Here is a 15,342-nt window from a genome sequence, read left to right as displayed (position 1 = left end):
GGGTCAGGCGGCGCAGGATGGGCAGGCTGATGTTTTCCCGGACCGACATTCCAGGCACGACGCCATCGCCCTTGCGATCTTCCGGAACATAGGCAATGCCTGCCCTGACCGCCTGGGATGGCGAGTTGATCGAGACCTCGCGTCCGTTGACGCTGACCGTGCCCTCGACAAGCCGCGACAGGCCGAAGATTGCGCGGGCAACCTCGGTGCGACCAGCGCCCACCAAGCCGGTCAAGCCCAGTATCTCGCCGGCGCGCACATCGAAGCTGACATCGCGGAAGCGCTGTCGGTCGCTGATATGCTCCACGCGCAACACGGACTTGCCGATCGCGGCCGGACTTTTCGGGAAGACATTGCTAACTTCGCGACCGACCATCAGCCTGATCATATCGGCAGCCTTTATGCCCTTGATCGGACGCGTCTCGATCATTGAGCCATCGCGCAGCACCGTCACCTCATCGGCGATTTCGAGCACCTCCTTCAGCCGATGGCTGATGTAGACGATGGCGATGCCGTCATCGCGCATCTTGCGCAGGATCCGGAACAGCGCCGCCGTCTCATGCTCGCTGAGGCTGGATGTCGGCTCGTCCAGCACGATGATCCTCGGCTGCGCCGCATAGGCCTTGGCGATCTCGACGAGCTGCTGCTGGCTGATAGAAAGGTTGCCGAGCCGTTCACGCGGATTGATGGCCGCTCCGAGCTCGTCGAGGACGGCAGCCGCCGCCCTGACCATCTCGCGCTTGCGCAGAAAGGTCCATTTGCCGGGCATGCGGCCGAGATAGACGTTCTCGGCGACGGTCAGGTCGGGGACCAGATTGATTTCCTGGTGCACCATGCGGATGCCGAGCGCCTGGGCGTCGGCGGGCCGGCGCATGCGCACCTCGGCGCCACCGACTTTGATCGTGCCGCTGGTGGGCGCGTAGGATCCGTTGAGGATCTTCATGAGCGTCGATTTGCCGGCGCCGTTCTCACCCACGACCGCATGAACGGTGCCGAATTTCACGGCAAAATTGACGTTGGACAGAGCCTTCACGCCTGGAAAGTTCTTGCTGATGCCTCGCATATCCAAGGCGCAATCGGCGGCGACGGTCATATCTGGCTAGGTTCCTCCTGGCGGCCGGCCGGTGCGCTACATCGGCCTTCGATATGTTAGTATAATAGCGCTGCAAACGCAGTCGGGCTTCTTCGAACAAGCTTGAATGGCCTGCGCTGTTGAAGATCCAAGCCTCAGTCCCGGACTGAATTTTCCATCGTTCATCCTCACTATTGCACTAATATAACAGTTCTGGCAAGCTGGATTCCGGCGGGTCGTCATGACGTGGTGCGTCCCCGACCCCACGCTTGTATTGGATGCGTTCCAATTGACATTCTAGTATTATCTGGCCATTTCTGGTGAACGAAGACACGGATTTGCAATGGACCTGGATCCTTCGACGCTCAATCGGGCTCTTCCGCTCCGCGATCAGATCTACCACAAGATCCGCAACCTGATCGTCGTCGGGCAGTTGAAGCCGGGAGAGGTCATCAACGAGGTCGCCATCGCGGAGGCCCTGGGGGTGTCTCGCACCCCCGTTCGCGAAGCGGTCAAGCGCATCAGCGACGAGGGCCTGGTCAAGATCCTGGCGCAGACCGGCACCTATGTTGCTCCGATCAGCCGGGCCGACCTGGAAGAAGCCTATGTCATCCGGCGGGCACTGGAGATGGAAAGCGCCCGACGCGCGGCCGCCAAGTTCACAGCGGCAGCCAGCGAATTGCTGGAAGACAACATGGCGGCGCACCGGCTTGCCATATCCCGCGGCAGATATGCCACCGCGATACAACTCGACGATGTCTTCCACCGCACCATAGCCGAGATCTGCGGCCTGCCGATGATCTGGAGAGCCGTCGACATCTCAAAGGCACAGATGGATCGCGGGCGCTATCTCGCCATCCCAAGACCGGGTTATGGCGAACAGACGATCGAGCAGCACGAGGCCATTTTCGACGCCCTGAAGCGCCACGACGCCGAGGGTGCGGCACGGGCCATGGAACATCATCTCGAGACGTCGTTCCGCAACACGCTCGAAGTCGCCGCCGACCTTCTCGGCTGAAGCCCCGCGAGCAACCAGCATGCAAAGAATGGGACTTTGTATCGGCGTGAAAGCCGAGGCGATCGCGGACTATAAGCGCGTCCACGCCGCCGTCTGGCCCGAAGTGCTCGACGTCATCAGCCGCGCCAACATCCGCAACTATTCGATCTTCCTGCGCGAACCGGAGAACCTTCTGTTCGCCTGCTGGGAGTATCACGGCAGCGACTTCGCCAGGGATGCAGCGCGGATGAGCGAGTCGCCGGCCATGCCCAAATGGTGGGAACTGTGCGACCCCATGCAGACGCCGCTGCCGACGCGCGCCGACGGCGAATGGTGGGCGGCCATGGAAGAGGTCTTCCATCTCGATTGACCAGAACGTTGTCGGGCAGTCGCTTTCTCTCCCGGATATGCCCCAACGACGTGGCGACCGGTCCGTCTTTCACGACGACCTCATGCAGTCTCCGGCCTTGACCTCCTTGACCTCTGACATTCTATTATATTAGTATTCCAAATCATTTCTTGTCTCTCGACCTCCTGTCGCGGAGAACTTTTTCAGAGTTTGGGTCATGGCGCGGTTCATCAAGCTTTCGGGGGCCGACAACATTCTTCTGGCGGTCGATCCGTTGAAGATCGGCGAAAAAGCCGGTGACGTGGCTGCCAGGGCACGCATACCGCGCGGGCACAAAATGGCCTTGCGCGACATCGGCTCGGACCAGCCGATCGTGAAATACGGCCAGACCATCGGTTTTGCGCGGGAACCAATCGTCGCCGGCGACTGGGTTCACGAGCACAATGTGTATCTGCGAAATTTCGAACGCGACTACGTCTTCGGCACGAATACCAGGCAAACCGAGATCGTTGCCGAGGCCGAGCGCGCTACTTTCATGGGTTACCGCCGACCGAGCGGCAAGGTGGGCACGCGCAACTTCATTGCCGTCCTGACCTCGGTGAACTGCTCTGCCAGCGTCGCCCGGTTCATCACCGACGAGGTCAACCGGTCTGGCATCCTGCACGACTATCCCAATGTCGACGGTATCATCGCACTCGTCCACGGCACTGGCTGCGGCATCGACACCAAGGGTCCCGCTTACGACCTGTTGAAACGGACTCAATGGGGCTTTGCCACGAACCCCAATGTCGGCGGCGTGCTGATGGTCGGACTCGGCTGCGAAGCGTTCCAGATCCCACGCTGGATGCAGTCGTACAACATCGAGGAGAGCACGATTTTCCGCACGATGACCATCCAGGAAACCGGCGGTACGCGAAAGACGGTCGAGGCTGGCGTGAAGGCGATCGTCGACATGCTGCCTACGGTGAACGCCGCCGAAAGGACGCCGCAACCAGCCTCCGAACTGGTGCTTGCGCTGCAATGCGGCGGATCGGACGGTTACTCCGGCATCAGCGCCAATCCGGCACTAGGTGCTGCGGTGGACCTGCTTGTCGGGCAAGGCGGTACGGCGGTGCTCTCGGAGACGCCCGAGATCTATGGCGCCGAACATCTCCTCGCCTTGCGCGCCGAGAGCCGCGCGGTGGGCGAAAAGCTGATCGAACGCATCCGCTGGTGGGAGGATTATACCGCCAGGCACGACATGGAGATGAACAACAACCCTTCGCCCGGCAACAAGCTGGGTGGGTTGACGACCATCCTGGAGAAATCGCTCGGCGCTTCCGCCAAGGGCGGCACCACCAATCTGCGGGCGGTGCTGGAATATGCCGAGCCGATCAACGAGCGCGGCCTCGTCTTCATGGATACGCCCGGCTACGACCCGGTCTCGGCCACCGGGCAGGTCGCCGGCGGCGCCAACATATTGTGCTTCACCACCGGCCGCGGTTCGGCCTTCGGCTGCAAGCCGACGCCCTCGATCAAGCTTGCCTCCAACACCTTCATCTTCGAGCAGATGCGCGAGGACATGGATATCAATTGCGGAGACATACTGGACGGCGTCTCGCTGGCCGAGAAGGGCGAGGAGATCTTTGCCGAGATCCTGCGCGTCGCTTCCGGCGGGCGCACCAGGTCGGAAGCGCTCGGCTATGGCGACAACGAGTTCGTGCCATGGAGCCTTGGCGCGACCATGTAGCGATCGCCGGCCTGCACAGGCCGGCCTTTATCCCGGAAGTAGCTCAAACGGAAAGAACCGCTCGACATGAACAGGATCGATCTTGACGGCCAGCACGCTGTGGTCACCGGTGGCGCCCAAGGCCTCGGCTTCGCGATGGCCAGGCGTTTCGTCGCTTCCGGCGCGACGGTCAGCTTGTGGGATCTCGATGAGGCCCGCCTCGAAACCGCCAAGAAGGAACTCGGCAACGCTGCCACGACAGAGATCGTGGACGTCGCCGATTGGACGTCGGTGGACGCGGCGCGCGCCAGGACCGAAGATCTGGCCGGCAAGATTTCCATTCTGGTCAATTCCGCCGGAATTGCCGGCCCTGCCGCCCCGCTCGACGTCTACGACATCGAGACGTGGAAGAAGGTCATCGACGTCAACGTAAACGGTACGTTCTACGTCAATCGCGCCGTGGTTCCCGGGATGAAGGAGCGCAATTACGGACGGATCGTCAACATCGCTTCCGTCGCCGGCAAGGAGGGCAACCCCAACGCCTCCGCCTATTCAGCCTCGAAGGCGGCGGTCATCGGCTTGACCAAGTCGCTCGGCAAGGAACTGGCGCAGTACGACATCGCCGTGAACTGCATCTCGCCGGCCACGGCACAGACGCGCATCCTCGAACAGCTGACGCCGGAGCACATCGAATATATGCGCTCGCGCATTCCGCGCGGCCGCCTGCTGGAGGTCGACGAAGCCGCGGCGATGGTCGCCTGGCTCGTCTCCAAGGAGAACAGTTTCACGACCGCCTCCACGTTCGACCTGTCGGGTGGGCGGACGACCTATTGAAGGGCAGTTGCCGTTCAGCCAGGCAACCGACCGAGGCCAGCCGCAAAGCGCGCCACCATCGCCACGCCGGTCTCGTTGGGCCGCATCGCCGGAGCCCGGTCGTGTATCGGGATGCCTGCGCGGGCGCCGAACAGCCGCTTGCCGTAGCAGATCAGGTTCTCGATGCCCTGCATGACGAAGACCGCTGCCGGCAGCATTCTTGCGTACTCGGCCTCGGCCGTCGCTTCGTCACCGATCCGAAACGCATTGTAGGCGCGCACGGCGAGGTCGATGCCATCAGGCGCCAGGATCATGCCGCGGCAACCGATGCGGAAATTGTCGATCAGTTCAAGGCCGCCGCGTCCGTTGAAAACGGGTATCCGGCCTTCGGTGCGTTCGATTAATCCGGCAATGTCGGTGACAGGGCCTTCGCCCTTGATCAGCCTTATGTTGGGATGAAGCGTGACAAGTTCGCGGATCTCGTCCGATGACAGGCCGCGCCCGAAAAACGCCGGCGCGTTCTGGATCGCCACCGGCAGGTCGGTTGCCTCGGCGACGCGGCCGAAGAACCTGGTGTATTCCAGCGCACCATAGGATCCGACCGGCGGCGGCTGCAGGATCACCCAATCCGCTCCCACGCTTTCAGCATGGCGAAGCTGTGCCACCTGCTCAGCCACCGAAGCGCCGAAGATGGTGAAGGCAAGCGGCACTTTTCCAGCCGTATCTTCCGCCGTCCAGTCCATGATCGTCCGGCGCTCGGCCTCGGTCAGCTTGGCGACTTCCGTCGCCAGGCCGAGCGCCGCCATGCCGTGCACGCCCGTCGCCAGGCAGATCTCGACCTGCCGACGCATCGCCGCGCGGTCCAGTTGTTCGTTCGCGTCAAAGAGCGCGTAGAGAATGGCGTGAATGCCGTGGAAATCGTCAGGCCGGAAATTGGGCATGCTGGTCGGCCTCAATGGCTTTCGCGTGGAATGGCGTGGCCACGGCATCCGACGAGAAAGTCGAGATCGGCGCCGCGGTCCGCCTGCAGGACACGGTCGACATAGAGGCCCTGATAGCCGCCGCGCATCGCCGGGACGGGCGGTAGCCAGGATTCACGACGCCGCGCCAGCTCCTGTGCCGACACGTCGAGATGCAGCTTCCTTGCTTCGACGTCGAGCTCGATGAAGTCGCCGCTCCTGACCAGCGCCAGCGGGCCGCCGATGGCGGCTTCGGGTGCGGCATGCAGCACGACGGTGCCGAAGGCGGTGCCGGACATGCGGGCATCGGAGATGCGGATCATGTCGCGGACACCCTGCTTCAGCAGCTTCCGGGGCAGCGCCATGTTGCCGACCTCGGCCATCCCCGGATAGCCCTTGGGGCCGCAATTCTTCAGCACCATGATCGACGCTTCGTCGACGTCGAGCGCGGGATCGTCGACGCGCGCCTTGTAGTCGTCGATGTCCTCGAAGACGACGGCGCGGCCGCGATGCTTCATCAGGGCCGGTGACGCGGCTGACGGCTTGATGATGGCGCCGTCGGGCGCCAGATTGCCACGCAGCACCGCGATACCGCCATTGGGAGTAAGCGCCTTGTCGCGCGGGCGGATCACCTCGGGATTGTAGTTTTCAGCGTCACGGATGTTGTCGCGCACGGTCTTGCCGGTGACGGTCAGCACGTCGAGATCGAGCAGATCGCCAATCTCCTTCATGACCGCCGGAATGCCGCCTGCGTAGCAGAAGTCCTCCATCAGGAAGCGGCCTGACGGCATCAGGTCGAGGATGGTCGGTACATCGCGGCCATACCGATCCCAATCGTCCAGTGTCAGTTCGGTGCCGACGCGGCCGGCAATCGCCAGCAGATGCACGACCGCATTGGTCGAGCCGCCGATGGCACCATTGACACGGATGGCGTTGGCGAAAGCTTCTTTCTTGAGGATGGCGGACGGGCGGAGATTCTCATTGACCATCTCGACGATGCGCCGCCCCGTCATGCGGGCGATGCGACTGCGGCGCGCGTCGACCGCCGGATAGGCAGCGTTGCCCGGCAGCGCCAGGCCGAGCGCTTCGACCATCGAGGCCATGGTCGAGGCCGTGCCCATGGTCATGCAATGACCCGGCGAGCGTGACATGGCACTCTCGGCATTAGCGAAATCCTGCTCGCTCATCACGCCGGCGCGGACATCCTCGGAGAATTTCCAGACATCGGTGCCGGAACCTATCTCGCGGCCCTGGAAACGGCCATTGAGCATCGGCCCGCCGGAAATGACGATCGACGGCAGGTCGCAGGAGGCCGCGCCCATGACCAGCGACGGGGTGGTCTTGTCGCAGCCTGCCATCAGCACGACACCGTCCATCGGATTGCCGCGGATCGCTTCCTCGACATCCATCGAGGCGAGATTGCGGAACAGCATCGCCGTCGGGCGCAGATTGGATTCGCCGCAGGAGAAGACCGGGAATTCCAGCGGCAGGCCGCCGGCTTCCAGCACGCCCGCCTTGATGTGCTCGATCAGGCCACGGAAATGCACGTGACAAGGCGTGAATTCGGAGAAGGTGTTGCAGATGCCGATCACCGGGCGGCCGTCGAAGGCATCGTCGGGCAGGCCGTTGTTCTTCATCCAGCTGCGGTGAATGAAGGCGTCCTTGCCCTGCCCGCCGAACCAGTGCTGCGATCGTCTCTTGGTCATGATTTTCCCGGAATTCAGGCTGGATGCTGGAGCTGGCTCAGCCCACCATCTACGACGAGCGTGGCCGCATTCATGAACGGGCACTCGTCGGAAATCATGAACACCGCAGCCAGCGCAATCTCGCGCGCCGTGGCGATGCGGCCGCCAGGATGTAGCGCCATGGTGTTGGCGCGTGCTGTGGCCGGATCGGCAAAGCTGTTCCAGTAGTCGATCGCCTTCTGGGTTTCGACATAGCCGGGCGCCAGCGCGTTCACGCGCACCCCTTGCGCCGCATATTCGAGCGCCAGCGATTTGGTCAGGCCGAGCAGCGCGTGCTTGGCGACCGGATAGGGAAAGGTGTGTGGGATGATGGTGAAGCTGTGCGTCGAGGCGATGTTGAGGATGGCGCCGCCGCCGCTCGCGATCATGCCCGGCAACACCGCCTTGCTGCAATTCCAGGCGCCCTTGACGTTGACGTCGAAGTTGCGGTTCCATTCCTCCTCGGTCGCCTCGAGCGGCGTCGAGAACACATTGACCCCGGCATTGTTGATCAGCGCGTTGATGGGGCCGATCTCGGCGGCCGCTTGGCTGACGACAGCGGCAATCGCGGCACCGTCGCTGATGTCGGCTGCCGCATGCCCGACATGGCCGCGCGGCACGGCGAGGCCCGCGACGGTCTTGTCCAGCAGTGCGCCGTCGCGGTCGACCAGGAACAGTCTTGCGCCTTCGGCAAGGCAGGCCTCGGCGATCGCCAGCCCGATGCCTTGCGCGGCGCCGGTCAGGAAGATGCGTTTGCCGGAAAGGCGCTCAGCCATGGTTGTCGCTCCAGTCGAAGACGGTCATTGCGAATCTTGCTCTGAGAACCTCGCCGGGGGAAAGTACCTTGATCCCCATTGGGTCGGCATCGAAATGCTTCAACGCATTTGGGGTATGGCTCATCGGCTCCAGGCAGAAGAAGCTTCGGTCCGTGTCCGGCGCAAAGAGCATGTAGCGGTCGAGCTCCGCGTCCGCCTCGATGTCGATCCCCAGACAATGCTCCGGCCAGATGATGCGCGCGATGCCGCTCCACCCTTCGAAGCCATTGTTCAGCCAACGGTCGGGCAAATGGCGCGGCGTTGAGAAAGCGACATCGTCGGCAATGGCGCTCCTGGACGCTGGAAGGTGCCCGTCGCGCTCTGTCCACCAGGTTTCGGCCGGCGCAAACAAGGTCGTCCGCGGCGTGCGCGGAAAGAATGGATGGAAACCGAGGCCGAATGGCAGTGGAATGACGCCGGTATTTTCGACGGCAAGCCGGAGTTCCAGCCGCGCGCCGGCGAGCCGGAACGACTGTCGCGCATGGTAGACATAGGGCGAGTCGACGCGGCGCGGATGATCGAAGGCCAAATCGAGGCGGTCGACGCGATGCTCCTCGACCTTCCAGTTCGCCTGCCAGCCGTCACCGTGAATATAGAAAGGATCAGTCGTGTTGGGCGCCAGCGTGAAGTTTTGACCGCCGCAGGAAAACGCATTGCCCTCGACGCGATTGCCGATCGGCACCATCGGAAAGCAAGCGCAGTGCACAACGTCGAACTCGGCCTCGCCTTGGTAGGGACGCAGGAATGGCACCCCGTCGGCCGTATGGCCGTTGACGATTGCGCTGCCAGAGGGGCTGATCTCGACGCACAGCCGATTGCTTTCCAGTAGTATTCCAGCCGACATGCCCTGCCCCGACTCAACGCCGGCCCAAAGCCGACGAGCGCAGATTGTCGAGCAGCACGGCCAGGAGCAAAATAACGCCGCGCACGATGTACTGGTAAAAGGCCGGGATGTTGAGCAGGTTCATGGCGTTCTCGGCGATGCCCATGATCAGCACGCCGACGATGACGCCCGACATGGTGGCGCGGCCGCCGGCAAGCGAGACGCCGCCGAGCACGCAGGCCGAGATGACCGAGAGTTCCAGTCCGACCGCCGCGTTGGGCTGGCCCGAGGTGATGCGCGACGCCAGCAGGATGCCGGCGATGCCGCAGACGACGCCTTGCAGCGCAAAAATCCAGATGCGCGTCCGGTCGACATTGACGCCGGCAAGGCGCGAAGCCTCCGGATTGCCGCCGATGGCCAATGTGTTCTTGCCGAAGACGGTGCGGTTGAGGACGAAGCCGAAGATGCAAAACAGGATGGCGAGCACCCAGACCGGCGTCGGAATGCCGAGCAGTTTGGACAGCGCGAGCTGGTAGAAATCCGGGCTGTTGATGCCGACGGCGCGGCCGTCGGACGCAATCAGCGCAAACCCGCGCACGATCTGCATGGTGGCCAGCGTCGTGATCAGCGCGTTGATGCGGAATTTGGCGATGACGACGCCATTGATGAAGCCGACGAAGGCGCCGCTGGCAATTGCCGCCAAGAGGCCAAGCAGGATCGAGCCGGTGTAATTCGACGCCATCACAGCGACCATGCCGGCAAAGGCGACGATGGAGCCGACCGACAGGTCGAAGTCGCGTGCGGCAAGGCAGAACATCATGGTGCAGGCGACGATACCGACGGTGACCACCGACTGCAGCAGGCCGAGCATATTGCGGTCGGTGAGGAAATTCGGCACCAGAGCCGACACCAGCGCGAAGGCGACGACAAAGATGACGACGAGGCCCTGTTCGCCGAGCAGGATTTTTTTCAACTGGTCGGTCATGCCAAAAGTCCTCAAGATGCGATCGCGTCGGGGGTTTTCTGATCGGGGAGAGCGGCGGCCAGGATCGCCCTTTCGGCGAACTGGTCGCGGGTGAGCTCGGCGCTGACGCGGCCGCCGCACATCACCAGAATGCGATCGCAGATGCCCATCACCTCCGGCAGTTCGGACGAGACGACAACGATCGCCATGCCGTCCTGCGCAAGCTGGTAGAGCAGTTCATAGATTTCCGATTTGGCACCGACGTCGATGCCGCGCGTCGGCTCGTCGACAATGAGCACCCGCACCCCTTGTTCGGACAGCCAGCGGCCAAGAATGACCTTCTGCTGGTTGCCGCCGGAGAGGTTGATGATGTCCTGCTTGCGCGACGGCGTGCGCACCTTGAGCTTCTTGATGAAGGTTTCGGCGGTGGCGATCTCGCTGGCGCGGTTCAACACGCCGAAGCGCGTGTGATGGCGCCGCGACGAGATGTTGATGTTCTCCTCGACCGAGCGGCCCTGGATGATGCCGTCATGCTTGCGATCCTCCGAACACAGCACGATGCCGGCCCGGATCGTACCACGCGGATCGGTGGCAGGGACCAGCTTGCCGTCGACGGTGATGGTGCCGCCCGAGCGCGGATCGGCGCCATAGACCAGCCGCATCAGTTCCGAGCGCCCGGCGCCGATCAGGCCGAAGAAGCCGACGATCTCGCCTGCCCTCGCCTCGAAACTGGCCGGCGTCTTCAGTTTGGGGCCGCTGAGAGCGTCGACCTTCAGGCGGACATCGCCCGTTTTTCGTGCGCGAAAACCCCAGATATCCGAAATCTCGCGGCCGACCATTTCGGCGACGACCTGGTCGCGGGTGACGCCTTTCAGCGACGCATGGTGCGCCGCGAGCTTGCCGTCGCGCAGCACGGTCAGGCTGTCGCAGAGCCGGAACACTTCGTCGAGCCTGTGCGAGACGTAGATGATGACCTTGCCCTCGCCGCGCAGGCGGTCGATCAGGGCAAACAGGATTTCGCTTTCGCGCGAGGACAGCGACGAGGTCGGTTCGTCCAGCGCGATAACGCGTGCGTCGAGCATGATCGCCTTGGCGATCTCGACCATCTGGCGTTCGCCGATGGACAGCGTCTTGACCTTGCGGCGCATGTCGATGTCGATGCCGGCCGATTTCAGCTTGGCGCCGACGTCGTCCAGCATCCGGCGGCCGGCGATGATGCCGGCGTTGGCAGGGAAACGACCGAGGCTGAGATTTTCGGCAACGGTGAGTTCAGGAACCAGCTGCAGTTCCTGATGAATGACGATGACGCCATTGTCGAAGGCATCCCGGGTCGACGTATAGGCCTGAACCCTGCCGTCGATGCGGATCTCGCCCTGATCGGCATGCTGGTCGCCGGACAGTATCTTGATCAGGGTGGATTTGCCGGCGCCGTTCTCGCCCATCAGCCCATGCACGGCGCCTTTGTCGACGCCGAACGAGACGTCCGACAGCGCCTTGACGCCCGGATAGGTCTTGGTGATGTGCGAGAAGTCGAGAAAGGACACGGGCAGCGATCCTCTTATGGAATGGCAAACAGGCGGCGGGATGAGCCGCCGCCTGTTTGTACAGGGAGGATTATTCGATGCCGAGGCCCTGGCGGACCTTCTGGTAGTCGTCGCGCTTGGCGAGTGCACCGGAAGTCAGGATCAGCTTCTCCGGCTCCTTGTTGCTGGCAACCCAGTCATACATGTTGAGCGCCGTTTCGTAGCCATGACGCTTCGGCGAGATGATCACGGTGCCGACGAAGCCGGTGGCCGTCGGCTTCTTGAACTCGTTGATCGCCGAATCCGCGCCGCCAATGCCAACGCCGATCACGCTATCAGCGGGGATGCCGACGCTTTCGGAGGCACGCACCGCACCCAGCACCGCTTCGTCGTTGAGGCCGAAAGAAACCCACTTCTTGATCTCGGCATGGGCGTTGAGCACGACGGTCGCCGCATTGAGGGCAGCTTCCGTATCGGTCTTGGCCTGAGGGGCGTCAAAAATGTTCTCGGCCTTGAAGCCGTTTGCCTTGAGCACCGAGATGGCGCCTTCGACGCGGTCGACGGCGGTCGGCAGTTGGTCGTAAGAGACGCGGATGGCGCCGACCTCGTCGGCCTTCCAGCCGCGCGCCTTCATCTCGTCGACGATCGCCTGGCCGACCGCCTCGCCGATCTTGGTTGCCGAGATGCCCATATGCGGCACGTCTTCCAGCGCCTTGCCGTCGGCGCCGACCAGGCGGTCATCGACAGTCATCAGCTTGAGATTGTTGGCGGCGGCCTTGGCGACGATGCCGGGGCCGAGCTTCACGTCGGGCGTGCAGACGATGAAACCCTGCGCGCCCTGGGCGCCGAGATTGTCGATGGCCGACATCAGCTTCTCACCGTCTTCGGCGCCGATCTTGACCAGGGTGAAGCCCTTTTCCTTGGCGGCCTGATCAGCGAACTTCCATTCGTCCTGGAACCACGGCTCCTCGGGCTGTTTGACGATGAAGCCGATTTTGGTGTCCTGAGCATATGCAGCGATGGTCGTGACGGACAGCACGGCAAGCGCGCCCGCGACGAGCGCGGTCTTCAAAAGTCGCATGATTACCTCCCAGCGATGACCGGGCGCTCAGCCCGGATGCCGGAGTCTCTAATCGCTTTTATCATACTCGTCAATTGATCTGGTATGATAATTAATGTACATGCTCTGACCAGCGATCGCTGGCGCAATTGATCCGCATCCGTTAAGGCCGGACCGGTTGTGCGAAACCAGCGGTTCGCCGCCTTGGAGGAGGGCTGAGGTGACCGGGACTTTGAAGAAACCGCAAGGCGACACAGCCACTCGCCGCCCGCGCGTCATGCCCGACGTGACCAAGGCGATTGCCTCGGACATCTTTTCCGGGCGCTATCCGGCCGGCTCCTCACTGCCGACCGAAAACGAGCTCGGCGTCGAATACAGCGTCAGCCGCACCGTCATCCGTGAGGCCCTGAAAGTGTTGGCGGCAAAAGGGCTGGTGCTGTCGCGGCCACGCGTCGGCACGATCGTCTGCAACGAGGACGACTGGAACATCATCGACCCGCAGGTGCTGGCCTGGCACGCGCCGCATGCACTGGACGACAAGCTCTTCGACGCCATTCTTGAGACTCGCCGGGCCATCGAGCCGCTGGTTGCCGAACTCGCCGCCACGCGCGCGACGCTGCAGGAGATCGCCGATCTCGAAGCCACCTGGCGCGGCATGGCCGGCGCCGGCGAGGATCTCGCCGCCTTCTCGCACAGCGACATCGCTTTCCACCAGATCGTCTATGCCGCGAGCCACAACCCGATCTTTCGCCAGATCGGTAATCTCATCGACACCGGGCTGAAATTCTCGCTGGAGGCGACGGCGGTGATTTCGCTCGGCCGGCGCATGGAGGCCGTGGCGGCGCACCGCGAGGTGGTCGAGGCGCTGCGTATGCGCAATGCCGATGCCGCGCGTGGCGCGGCAAACAAGATCCTCGACCTCGCGGCGCGCGACCTCGTCAGCGCCAAGAAACTCAAGAGCAACTGAGACTGCGCATGAAAATCATCTCGCTCACCACCTACATCGTTCCGCCGCGCTGGCTGTTCCTGAAGATCGAAACCGATGCCGGCGTCACCGGCTGGGGCGAGCCGGTGGTCGAAGGCCGGGCGCTGACCGTCGAGGCGGCGGTCAAGGAGCTTGGCGATTATCTCATCGGCAAGGATCCGCGCCTGATCGAGGACCACTGGACGGTGATGCACCGCGGCGGTTTCTACCGCGGCGGCCCGATCCTGATGAGCGCCATTGCCGGCATCGACCAGGCACTGTGGGACATCAAGGGCAAGGCGCTCGGCGTGCCCGTGCACGAACTGCTCGGCGGCAAGCTGCGCGACTCGATCAAGGTCTATTCCTGGATCGGCGGCGACCGCCCGGCGGAGGTCGCGGCCGGCGCCAGGGAAATGGTTGCGCGCGGTTTCCTGGCGCTCAAGATGAACGGTACCGAAGAACTGCAGATCGTCGACAGCCATGACAAGATCGACGCCGCTGTCGAACGCGTCGCCATGGTGCGCGAGGCCGTCGGGCCCAACATCGGCATCGCTGTCGATTTTCATGGCCGCGTGCACCGGCCGATGGCGCGTGCGCTCGTCAAGGAACTCGAACCCTATAGGCTGATGTTCATCGAGGAGCCGGTGCTCAGCGAAAACCGCGAGGCGCTGAAGGAGATCGCCGCGCTTGGCTCGACACCGATCGCGCTCGGCGAGCGGCTCTATAGCCGCTGGGACTTCAAGTCCGTGTTCGAGGAAGGCGTCGTCGACATCATCCAGCCCGACCTGTCGCATGCCGGCGGCATCACAGAATGCCGCAAGATCGCGGCGATGGCGGAAGCCTATGATGTCGCGGTCGCGCCGCATTGCCCGCTCGGGCCGATCGCGCTTGCCTCGTGCCTGCAGCTCGACGCGGTCAGCTACAACTGCTTCATCCAGGAGCAGAGCCTCGGCATCCACTACAACGCCGCCAACGACCTGCTCGACTATGCCGCCAACAAGGATGTCTTCCGCTACGAGGATGGTTATGTCGCCATTCCCGACGGCCCGGGCCTGGGTGTCGAGATCGACGAGGATTATGTCAAGGAACGTGCCAGGGAAGGCCACCGCTGGCGCAACCCGGTCTGGCGCCACAAGGACGGTTCCTTCGCCGAGTGGTGATCGGGCTGGCTTTCAGACTCCAAGCACTCCAGGAATAGTGAAGACTTTGTCCGGCGAGCAGTTGCTCTCGAGAAATGGCTCGTTCGTTCCGTTTGATCGAGGGGCTTTCAGCGGCATTGCCTGAATTGACCATCAAACGCAGATGACCGCAGTGCGGCACATTCATCGGCTGCGAATTGCAGAGGGACTGTTTGGTGGAGCCAATCGGGATCGAACCGACGACCTCTTGAATGCCATTCAAGCGCTCTCCCAACTGAGCTATGGCCCCACTTCCGGCAGTCAACCGGCGCCGTTTCCGGCGAAGAGATCCGGCGCGGGTTGGAGACCGCGCCGTTAGTGCAGGCGGCTTCTAACCCCGCCCTTCTCAGATATCAAGCCTTCGAGAGTCGCTTTTTCTTCACAGTCCTCGAA

At 63.0% G+C, this 15,342-nt stretch carries 14 protein-coding genes and 1 tRNA gene; 6 read left to right on the top strand and 9 right to left on the bottom strand.

What is annotated here, in order from left to right; translation table 11 throughout:
* Positions 1-1,093 (bottom strand): sugar ABC transporter ATP-binding protein (locus EN991_RS05235; RefSeq protein ID WP_164768872.1); only part of this gene is annotated, 1,093 nt, incomplete at its 3' end.
* Positions 1,094-1,415: 322 nt separating this feature from the next.
* Between EN991_RS05235 and EN991_RS05230 the strand changes: the two genes are divergently transcribed.
* The 4 genes from EN991_RS05230 (at position 1,416) to EN991_RS05215 (ending at position 4,960) form a co-directional block, all read left to right on the top strand.
* Positions 1,416-2,090 carry a GntR family transcriptional regulator gene (locus tag EN991_RS05230; RefSeq protein ID WP_013528167.1) on the top strand — a complete coding sequence of 225 codons (675 nt, stop codon included), beginning with the start codon at positions 1,416-1,418 and terminating at the stop codon, positions 2,088-2,090.
* A 19-nt stretch (positions 2,091-2,109) separates the two neighbouring features.
* Positions 2,110-2,439 (top strand): L-rhamnose mutarotase, encoded by a 330-nt coding sequence (locus tag EN991_RS05225; RefSeq protein ID WP_127368309.1) that lies wholly within the window; start codon positions 2,110-2,112, stop codon positions 2,437-2,439.
* A 196-nt stretch (positions 2,440-2,635) separates the two neighbouring features.
* Positions 2,636-4,147 carry an altronate dehydratase family protein gene (locus EN991_RS05220; RefSeq protein WP_127368308.1) on the top strand — a complete coding sequence of 504 codons (1,512 nt, stop codon included), beginning with the start codon at positions 2,636-2,638 and terminating at the stop codon, positions 4,145-4,147.
* A 66-nt stretch (positions 4,148-4,213) separates the two neighbouring features.
* Complete coding sequence (locus EN991_RS05215; RefSeq protein ID WP_013528170.1) at positions 4,214-4,960, top strand: SDR family NAD(P)-dependent oxidoreductase; 747 nt, start codon at positions 4,214-4,216, stop codon at positions 4,958-4,960.
* 14 nt (positions 4,961-4,974) lie between these two features.
* Here EN991_RS05215 and EN991_RS05210 read toward each other — a convergent pair whose 3' ends face one another.
* The 7 genes from EN991_RS05210 to EN991_RS05180 all read right to left on the bottom strand — a co-directional run bounded on the left by EN991_RS05210 (position 4,975) and on the right by EN991_RS05180 (position 12,828).
* Positions 4,975-5,880 carry a dihydrodipicolinate synthase family protein gene (locus EN991_RS05210; protein ID WP_027164224.1) on the bottom strand — a complete coding sequence of 302 codons (906 nt, stop codon included), beginning with the start codon at positions 5,878-5,880 and terminating at the stop codon, positions 4,975-4,977.
* An 11-nt stretch (positions 5,881-5,891) separates the two neighbouring features.
* On the bottom strand, positions 5,892-7,604 hold the full coding sequence (locus EN991_RS05205; protein ID WP_127368307.1) for an IlvD/Edd family dehydratase: 1,713 nt from the start codon (positions 7,602-7,604) through the stop codon (positions 5,892-5,894).
* A gap of 14 nt (positions 7,605-7,618) precedes the next feature.
* Complete coding sequence (locus EN991_RS05200) at positions 7,619-8,398, bottom strand: SDR family oxidoreductase (protein ID WP_127368306.1); 780 nt, start codon at positions 8,396-8,398, stop codon at positions 7,619-7,621.
* Positions 8,391-9,281, bottom strand: a complete 891-nt coding sequence (locus EN991_RS05195) for an aldose 1-epimerase (protein WP_127368305.1) — start codon at positions 9,279-9,281, stop codon at positions 8,391-8,393. Before EN991_RS05195 ends, EN991_RS05200 begins: the two co-directional genes overlap by 8 nt.
* Positions 9,282-9,294: 13 nt before the next feature.
* A complete protein-coding gene (gene araH, locus EN991_RS05190) occupies positions 9,295-10,245 on the bottom strand; it encodes an L-arabinose ABC transporter permease AraH (RefSeq protein WP_013528175.1) in 951 nt (316 codons plus the stop codon).
* A gap of 11 nt (positions 10,246-10,256) precedes the next feature.
* Complete coding sequence (araG, locus tag EN991_RS05185) at positions 10,257-11,768, bottom strand: L-arabinose ABC transporter ATP-binding protein AraG (RefSeq protein ID WP_027164219.1); 1,512 nt, start codon at positions 11,766-11,768, stop codon at positions 10,257-10,259.
* Positions 11,769-11,838: 70 nt separating this feature from the next.
* A complete protein-coding gene (locus tag EN991_RS05180) occupies positions 11,839-12,828 on the bottom strand; it encodes an arabinose ABC transporter substrate-binding protein (protein WP_024501894.1) in 990 nt (329 codons plus the stop codon).
* Positions 12,829-13,084: 256 nt separating this feature from the next.
* On the opposite strand from EN991_RS05180, the gene EN991_RS05175 reads away from it, so the two are divergent.
* Positions 13,085-13,774: a FadR/GntR family transcriptional regulator gene (locus EN991_RS05175; RefSeq protein WP_245460901.1), complete on the top strand. Its 690-nt coding sequence runs from the start codon at positions 13,085-13,087 to the stop codon at positions 13,772-13,774.
* 8 nt (positions 13,775-13,782) lie between these two features.
* The gene (gene dgoD / locus EN991_RS05170) at positions 13,783-14,931 is read left to right on the top strand and encodes a galactonate dehydratase (protein ID WP_127368303.1); all 1,149 of its coding nucleotides are present in this window, start codon (positions 13,783-13,785) and stop codon (positions 14,929-14,931) included.
* 192 nt (positions 14,932-15,123) lie between these two features.
* On the opposite strand, the gene EN991_RS05165 is transcribed toward dgoD, so the two are convergent.
* Positions 15,124-15,199 (bottom strand) — tRNA-Ala (locus EN991_RS05165).
* Positions 15,200-15,342: the final 143 nt, after the last annotated feature.

The organism is Mesorhizobium sp. M7A.F.Ca.US.005.03.2.1 (assembly GCF_003997795.1).
In the GTDB taxonomy this organism is placed as follows: Bacteria; Pseudomonadota; Alphaproteobacteria; order Rhizobiales; family Rhizobiaceae; genus Mesorhizobium; species Mesorhizobium ciceri.
This window is presented reverse-complemented; position numbering and strand designations above follow the sequence as displayed.